Genomic DNA, 5,432 nt, shown 5'->3' on the forward strand with positions numbered 1-5,432 from the left:
CTTCCCTGCCGGGGCCGCTCCCCCGCCGCCGGCCGTCCGGCTCACCAAGGGCGAGGAGCACCTTCCTCCCGACATGCGCAAGCGGCTGAGCCTGCGCAAGGAGCAGGTGGCCGTCAGCCTGCGCAAGCACGGCGCGGTGGGCGTCGTGGCACGGGTGATCCTCGTGCTGGACGCCTCGGGCTCGATGGCCGGCCTGTACGCGCGCGGGGTCGTCGCCGACGTGGTCGAGCGCATGGCGGCGGTCGCGGCGCAACTGGACGACGACGGCGAGATGCAGGCGTGGACCTTCGCCTCGCACCCGGCGCGGCTGCCGGACCTGCGGATCGCGGAACTGCCGCTGTGGCTGCGGCTGCACGTCCGGGTGGGCGAGCTGAGCCTGTTCGGCCGGCCCAAGAAGCCCCGGCACGGACTGCAGCCGGGCCAGGTCGACATGCGGTTCGTCGGCATCCAGAACGAGGAGCAGAAGGTCATCGCCGAGGTCCGGGCGTTCGTGCGGGCGTACCCGACGGCGGCGCCGACGCTCGTGCTGTTCTTCTCCGACGGGGGTGTCTACCGCAACGCCCAGATCGAGCAGCAGTTGCGGGAGGCGGTGGAGGAGCCGGTGTTCTGGCAGTTCGTCGGCCTGGGCCGGGCCAACTACGGGGTGCTGGAGCGTTTCGACACCCTGCCGGGCCGGCGTGTGGACAACGTCGGGTTCTTCGCAGTGGACGACATCGCCACCGTGCCGGACGCGGAGCTCTACGACCGGCTCCTCTCGGAGTTCCCCTCCTGGATGACGGCCGCGCGGCAGGCCGGGATCCTGCGCTGAACCTCCCGTTTGTCGGCGGCCGTCGGGCCGTGGGACTCCAGGACGACCGGCGCGCCGAGCGCCTCCCCCACCGCCTCCGACCAGGCGGCCGGGTCGGGGCCGGGCATGTCCCAGCGTGCCGGACGCGCCGTCAGCAGCCGCTCGGTGAGGGCGGCCTGACGGCCGAGGTCCCCGGCCGGGGCGGTGGGCAGCCGCGTCTGCCCGGTGTCGTACGCGCGGACCAGCCGCAGCTGCGGGCAGCGGCGGGGCGCGTCGAGGTGGGTGACGGCGAGGGCGTCCACACCGCCGCAGACCTCGACGGCGTAGCGGTGGGCGACGGCGTCGAAGTGGCCGGTGCGGAAGGCGCCCTGCCAGGGGCCGTGGCCGTTGTGCGGTTCGGGCAGCAGCGGGGCGAGTTCGGGGTCCTCGGTGACGTGCGGTCCGGGGCCGTGGCGGGTGGTGTACGTCCGTACGACGCCGAGCCGGCGGGCCTCCTGACCGGCTTCCGCCAGCAGGGCCTCGGCGCCCGCGAACGTGGTCGTGGACCAGGTGGTGTAGGGGTGGAAACCGTGCCACTCGTCCAGGAGCACGCCCTGGGCACCCTCGAGGACGACCGCGCCCTCGCGCAGGACGCGGGCGAGGTGGCCGTCGCCGGTGAGGGTGACGGCGCGGGCGAAGGCGGTGAAGGCGTCGGCGCAGTCCTCGGGCGGCGGGGCGGGCAGCCGGCGGCCGAACTCGTCGGCCAGGCGGTCGCGCAGCAGGCGCAGCTTGCGCAGCAGACGGGGGCGTGAGGCGCAGTCCCCCGCGGTGGGGGCGTCCTGCGGGTGGGCGAGGGCGTAGGCGGCGGTCTCGCCGATGCCCATGCCGCACGAGCCGTGACGGGCCGCGCCGCGGGCCTGCTCCCGCAGCCGGTTGGCGGCGGCGTGGTACGGGGTGGTGAGGCGGGCCGCGCGGTCGACGCTGAGCAGGGCGTACGGCGCGGGGACGCCGAGGGCGGCGAGGTGGTCGGCCTCGGCGGCCAGCGCGAGGGGGTCCACCAGCATGAAGCGGGACAGGTGGGTGGGAACGCCCTGGAGGGTGCCGGAGCCGAATTGCGCGAAGGTGTGGTGGCGTCCGTCGGTGGTGACGACGTTGTGCGCCGCTTGGGCTCCGCCGTTGAAGCGGACGACCGCGCGGACCGGCCCGCTCGCGCAGAGCCGGTCCACGACGGTGCCCTTGCCGGCGTCGCCGTAGCCGAGGTCGACGACGATGGTGTGCACGGGGTCCTCCAGGGTCCTCCGGGAGGGGCCTACAGGCGGGTGGTGCCGGTGGCAGTGCCGTCGCCGTCGCCAGTGACGTCGATCAGGGGCGTGTCCGTCACCGCGACGGCCGCGCGGTCGCGGTCGAGGGCGGCGAGGGCCTTGCCGACGGAGCCGGTGGCGGCGGAGCCCAGGTCGGCGAGGTCTTCGAGGCCCTCGGCGAGGTCGATGGCCTCCTCGCCGAGCCCGATGGTGAGGGCGATGGTCTCGCAGACGGCGTCGAGGTCGTCGAGCTCGATGACGTTCTGGCCGAGGAGCCCCCGCCAGGTGCCGAGGACCTCGGTGTTGCCGACGTAGGAGGAGCCCGCCGGGAGGATGTAGTAGACGTCGAACTTCCGCCGCAGCTCGGCGACGATCCGCGTGACCGGGATGTCCTCGGCGAGCTCGTCGCCGAGGACGTCGCGCACCTCGCGGGCCTTGACCTTGCCGTAGGGCAGCTCGTCGCCGATCAGGAAGAGGTAGCCGCGGCGGCCGCGCTTGTCGTGGCAGTCGATCGAGGTGTGCCGGGCCATCGCGTACATGGCGAGCTCGTAGGACTCGGTCATCTGGCCGCCGCCCCCGCCCTCCAGCAGGATGTTGCCGAGGTCGTCGTCCATGCGGTTGTCCGACTCGAACTGCCCCAGCTGGAGCGGGACCCGGTCGCAGGTGGCGTCGCCTACCGCGCCGAAGAGGATCTGCGGGTGCTCGGTGTAGCCCTTGCGCAGGAGCAGGCCGAAGAGCTCGGGGAGCTTGGTCTGCAGGACCTGCGGGACGGTGCGCATGGATCCGGTGACGTCGAACAGCACGGCGATGGCGAGCGAGGTGGGGTGCTCGTCGGAGTCGCGGCTCTCGCGGACGCCGATGTCCTTCGGGTCGAGCGAGGGGTGCGCGGTCCAGGAACTGCGCGGTGCGGACGAGGTGACGCGGTCGCTGTAGGCGAAGGCGCCGGCGCCGCTGGCGGCGCGGTAGCGCGCGGCGGCGTCGTAGACGTTGGTGGACCAGCTTCCGCTGCCCATGGTGGTTCCCCCTTGGTGTGTCAGGTGTGTCAGGTGTGTCAGGCGTCCCGGGTCCCGCCGCCCGGCATGGTGAACGGGCGGAAGGTGCGCGGGCCGTAGAGACCCTCCAGGACGTCGTCGAGCTCCGCGAGCAGCCGCCACGCGTCGTGCGGGCGGCGGGCCTGCGCAGGGAGCGTGCAGCCGCGCAGGAAGGCGCGCAGCGGTCGCGGCGCGCGGTCTCCCATCAGCTGCTCGACGCAGCGCGAGGCGAGGTGGATGTCGGTGGCCTCGGTGGCGGGGCGCCGGCTGGGGACCTCGGGCGGGTAGAGGGCGCGGTGGCGCTCGACGAGGGCGGGGACGGTCGCGCCGCGTTCGGTGGAGTAGCACCAGTCGACCAGCACGAGGCCGTGCTGTGCGGGGTGGATGAGGACGTGCTCGGGCAGGACGGCGCCGTGGACGACACCGGCCCGGTGCGCCCAGCCGAGGGCGACCAGCAGCCGGCGCCACATCCAGGCGGCGTCGCGAGGGTCGAGGCCGCCTGGGTGGAGGGCGCGGACCTCGGCGAGGGTGTGGAAGCCGTGCAGCCGCTGGAGCGCGTTGACACGGCGTTCGGTGCCGTCGGGGCCGCGATGGCGGAAGGACTCGGCCAGGCGGGGTGCGTAGGCGCGGTGCCGGGCGTCGGCGACGCCGTGCAGCCGGGTGAGGGCGCCGGCCTCCCGCTCCATCAGGTCGTTGTCGGCGGGCCGCCGGGGGATCTTCAAGGCGGTGCCGGGCCCGGCGGCCCGCAGCACCGCGAGGTCGCCCTCGGCCAGGACGGGCCCCAGCGGGTACACGCCGCGGGCGGTGGTGAGGGCCGGGCCGTCGCCGGTGTGCCGCAGCCACAGGGCGGTGAGGCGGACGAAGGCGGCCTCGGCCTCGTCAGCGCGGCCGGGCGGGGCCGTGTCGGGGTGGAGCAGCCGGGCGAGCCGGCGGTGGTGCCGGGCGGCCTCACCGGCGTCGGCCGGGAAGGGCCGGCCGAGGGCGGCCAGGGCGTCGTCGAAGGTGCGGACGCGATGTGCGGACGCGGAACGCGTCGTGGCGGTCATCGGACACTGTCCTCACGGTCGGGGCGGAGCAGTGCGGGGTGCAGGAGGCGGGCGTCGCCGGCGCGGTAGAGGCGGGCCCGGGGGCCGCCCTTGGAGCCGCCGCGGCCGGCGGTGGTGCCGGTGGACTCGACGAAGCCGGGCACCGACAGGACCTTGCGGTGGAAGTTCCCTGCATGCAGGGTGCGGCCCCAGACCGCCTCGTAGACCGAGCGGAGCTCGGTGACGGTGAACTCCTCGCCGAGGAAGGCGGTGGCCAGCGGGGTGTACTCGATCTTGGCGCGGGCCCGGTCGAGGCCTTCGGCGAGGATCGTGCCGTGGTCGAAGGCGAGGTCGGCGGCGAGGCCTTGTACCTGGCCGGACCGGCGGCCGGAACCACCCCCGTGGATCCCGGCCGGCCGGTCCTGCTCCTTGGGACGCGCGGTGGCGGCGTCCGGTTTCACCTGCGGTGCGAGTGCCTCGACCGGGACCCACTCGGCCGCCGCCGCGTCGCTGCCGGCCCGTGCCTCGGGGAGGTCCGGGGCGAAGGCGAGGTAGGCGACGGAGACGACGTGCATGCGCGGGTCGCGGTCGGGGCGGCCGTAGGAGCCGAGCTGTTCGAGGTGGACGCGGCCGAGGCCGCGTGCCGCGTCGAGCCCGGTCTCCTCGGCCAGTTCACGGGCCGCGGCCTCGTCCAGGGACTCGCGTCCGGCCTGGACGAATCCCCCGGGCAGCGCCCAGGCACCTTCGTACGGCGGGCCGCCGCGGCGCACCAGCAGCACGTGCAGGGCCCCTTGACGCAGCGTCAGGGCGACGACGTCGACGGTCACGGCGATGGGCTCGAAGGCTCGCGGGTCATAGGAGGCGAGGAACGCGTCCTCACCCTGCCGGTCCGCCATCGTGCGTCACCTCTCGCCGGTTGTTCTCACTTCGAGTATTTCTCGCTTCGAGAAGAACTTAGCACCGGGCACCGACACCGTCCACCCCGTTCCGCCGTGCGGCCCGCCCGTGGCACACTTCTGACGAACCGTCAGTTCAGCAGGGGAGGATCCGGACGTGGCACGGTCGCGGAAACCCGTGGTGACGGGCTGGTTCACACACGACACGACGGACGAGGACGGCTTCCGGCTGCTCGGCACCCGGTGCCGCGGCTGCGGCGCGGTGTTCTTCCCCCGTGAGGACCACGCCTGCCGCAACCCGGCCTGCGACGGCGCCGAAGGGGACCTGGAGGAGGTACCGCTGTCGCGGCGGGGCCGGGTCTGGTCGTACACCGACGCCCGCTACCGACCGCCCGCCCCGTACCCCTGCGACC

The 5,432-nt window shown here is 74.4% G+C and carries 6 protein-coding genes; 2 read left to right on the forward strand and 4 right to left on the reverse strand.

The window, feature by feature from the left end:
• On the forward strand, positions 1-808 hold an 808-nt coding region (locus PV341_RS43560; protein WP_500360802.1), incomplete at its 5' end, for a vWA domain-containing protein.
• On the opposite strand, the gene PV341_RS43565 is transcribed toward PV341_RS43560, so the two are convergent.
• The 4 genes from PV341_RS43565 to PV341_RS43580 are packed head-to-tail and all read right to left on the reverse strand — an operon-like array spanning position 739 to position 5,019.
• Positions 739-2,046, reverse strand: a complete 1,308-nt coding sequence (locus tag PV341_RS43565) for an adenylosuccinate synthetase (RefSeq protein WP_500332181.1) — start codon at positions 2,044-2,046, stop codon at positions 739-741. The two genes, PV341_RS43560 and PV341_RS43565, sit on opposite strands and share 70 nt — an antisense overlap.
• Before the next feature lie 29 nt (positions 2,047-2,075).
• Positions 2,076-3,080 (reverse strand): hypothetical protein, encoded by a 1,005-nt coding sequence (locus tag PV341_RS43570; protein WP_500332182.1) that lies wholly within the window; start codon positions 3,078-3,080, stop codon positions 2,076-2,078.
• Positions 3,081-3,118: 38 nt separating this feature from the next.
• Complete coding sequence (locus PV341_RS43575; protein ID WP_500360803.1) at positions 3,119-4,144, reverse strand: molecular chaperone DnaJ; 1,026 nt, start codon at positions 4,142-4,144, stop codon at positions 3,119-3,121.
• Positions 4,141-5,019, reverse strand: a complete 879-nt coding sequence (locus PV341_RS43580) for an NUDIX hydrolase (protein ID WP_500332184.1) — start codon at positions 5,017-5,019, stop codon at positions 4,141-4,143. The genes PV341_RS43575 and PV341_RS43580 overlap by 4 nt, the downstream gene beginning before the upstream one ends.
• Positions 5,020-5,176: 157 nt before the next feature.
• On the opposite strand from PV341_RS43580, the gene PV341_RS43585 reads away from it, so the two are divergent.
• Positions 5,177-5,432: Zn-ribbon domain-containing OB-fold protein (locus PV341_RS43585; protein WP_500360804.1), on the forward strand; the 256-nt coding region annotated here is incomplete at its 3' end.

The sequence above is a fragment of the Streptomyces sp. PA03-1a genome (assembly GCF_033792805.1).
Lineage (GTDB): Bacteria > Actinomycetota > Actinomycetes > Streptomycetales > Streptomycetaceae > Actinacidiphila.